The organism is Oleiphilus sp. HI0043 (assembly GCF_001634935.1).
Genome location: NZ_LWEY01001141.1, coordinates 1 through 1,654, shown reverse-complemented (window position 1 = coordinate 1,654; position 1,654 = coordinate 1). Strand labels below are relative to the sequence as shown.

Below are 1,654 nucleotides of genomic sequence, written 5' to 3'. Positions count from 1 at the left end.
AGCTACTTCAACATCACTGATTTAGATGTTTACATCGATATCGCTGGTGTTCAGATCAACGATCTGAAAATCCACAACCATCGTGGTGACACTTCTGGTCTAGACGGATTGAATGCATTCGGTTTCGCTCACTCAATGCGTGACATCTACGCTGTTAAAGACGCAGTTCTTGATCTAGGTTCTGTTGCTTTGAACCCAGCTCAAGATATCCAGGGTGGCAACACAAGAGAAGGTTATGTTGACGGTATCGCAATCAACACTACTTCTAAGTTTGACCTAGATATCGGTTCATTGTCTTTCGGTGACACTGGTACTTCTATCGGTGAAATCTACTTGACTGATGTGACTAACACTACTAACTGGACTATCTCTGCTCACTAAGATCTTGATCTTAGCTGAAGCTGGATACGAAAGTGTTTAGTTAAGTTAGAAGCAAAACGAGAAACCGCCTCACAATGTGAGGTGGTTTTTTTAGTTTCTGTTGTCTGTAAATTCTGTTGGCAGGGAAATATGGGGTAGGCTTTTGTGGCTAAAAGTGTTTGTTATGAAATTCCGTTCACTGCCTCGTTCACATTATAAAAAATGCCTAACAAAAGTCACAAATTCTACTGATTCACTGTAGACATTCTTCTCTCGCCCAGATAATTTATATCCACAATAGTTTTACCTCACCGTTATAATAATGATTGGAGTCTCTATATGAAGATGTTGAAATTTGGTTTGATACTGCTTGGTTTACTGTTCTCAGTGTCGAGCACCTTAGTATCAGCTGAAGAAGGCAAAAGAAAAATAAAAGCAGAAGATCTTGTCGAGGCGCCAATTGCGGACAGCGCTGTAGACCTTAACCAAGTGAGGCGGGGTAAGGTTACTGAGGAGCAAGCGATCGCGCAGCTTAAATATATGATGGTGCAGGGTTGGATGCGCATGGAAAAGAACTTGCTTGAACGTGGTGAGTTTTTACCTTTTGGGATGGTACTTTCCCCGCAGGGTGAATTTAACGTGTTAGCTATTGAGCACCAAAATCTTGTTAAAAAGGATTTTCAACTAGCCTCAATCATTGAATATTTAAAGCGTATTGCTAAAACTCGTGCAAAGTGGGGTGTCGGCTTAATGTATATTGAAACAAGAAAGAATGCTGATGGCTCATCCATGGACTACATTCGTGTAGTGGCAGAGCATATAGCGGGCTGGGCTAGATCGTGGTCTTACCCTTATAAGGTGGTAGATGGTGAAGTTAAGCTCGGCGCACCAAAGGAGACGGTTCTGAAGCCCATCTATTTTCAGTCTAATTAAATGAATAGCAAGGAGTGAGGAAAAGCTCGCTTCTTATTCTATCTCTAGCTTTATAAGGCCGCCCAGAAGGGCGGCTTTGTTTGTTATAGGATTGGCTTGCTTAGGTGAATATCGTTTTGTGTGTGCTTTTTATTGTGCGGATATGGATCTTACAACAAATTATGTAATTGTTAGGTGTTAGCCTTTAACGATTTGTTATTCAAAATGAACCCTGAGCGCGTAGTCTGTCGGGGTTTTTTGGGTTTTATAGCGCTGATTTTAATATTTAGATTGTATATACTGTGCGCCGATTTTGCTTAGTCATGGCTGTTATGTGATTTAGATGTCATGTTTTAAATAAGTATGTAAAGAAAGATTTATA

2 protein-coding genes are annotated in these 1,654 nt (G+C 40.5%); both read left to right on the top strand.

Going from position 1 to position 1,654, the window contains the following annotated elements; translation table 11 throughout:
• On the top strand, positions 1-381 hold a 381-nt coding region (locus A3729_RS33065; RefSeq protein WP_197475839.1), incomplete at its 5' end, for a hypothetical protein.
• A 318-nt stretch (positions 382-699) separates the two neighbouring features.
• Positions 700-1,293, top strand: a complete 594-nt coding sequence (locus tag A3729_RS12815) for a hypothetical protein (protein ID WP_068511040.1) — start codon at positions 700-702, stop codon at positions 1,291-1,293.
• The last annotated feature ends 361 nt before the right edge of the window (positions 1,294-1,654 follow it).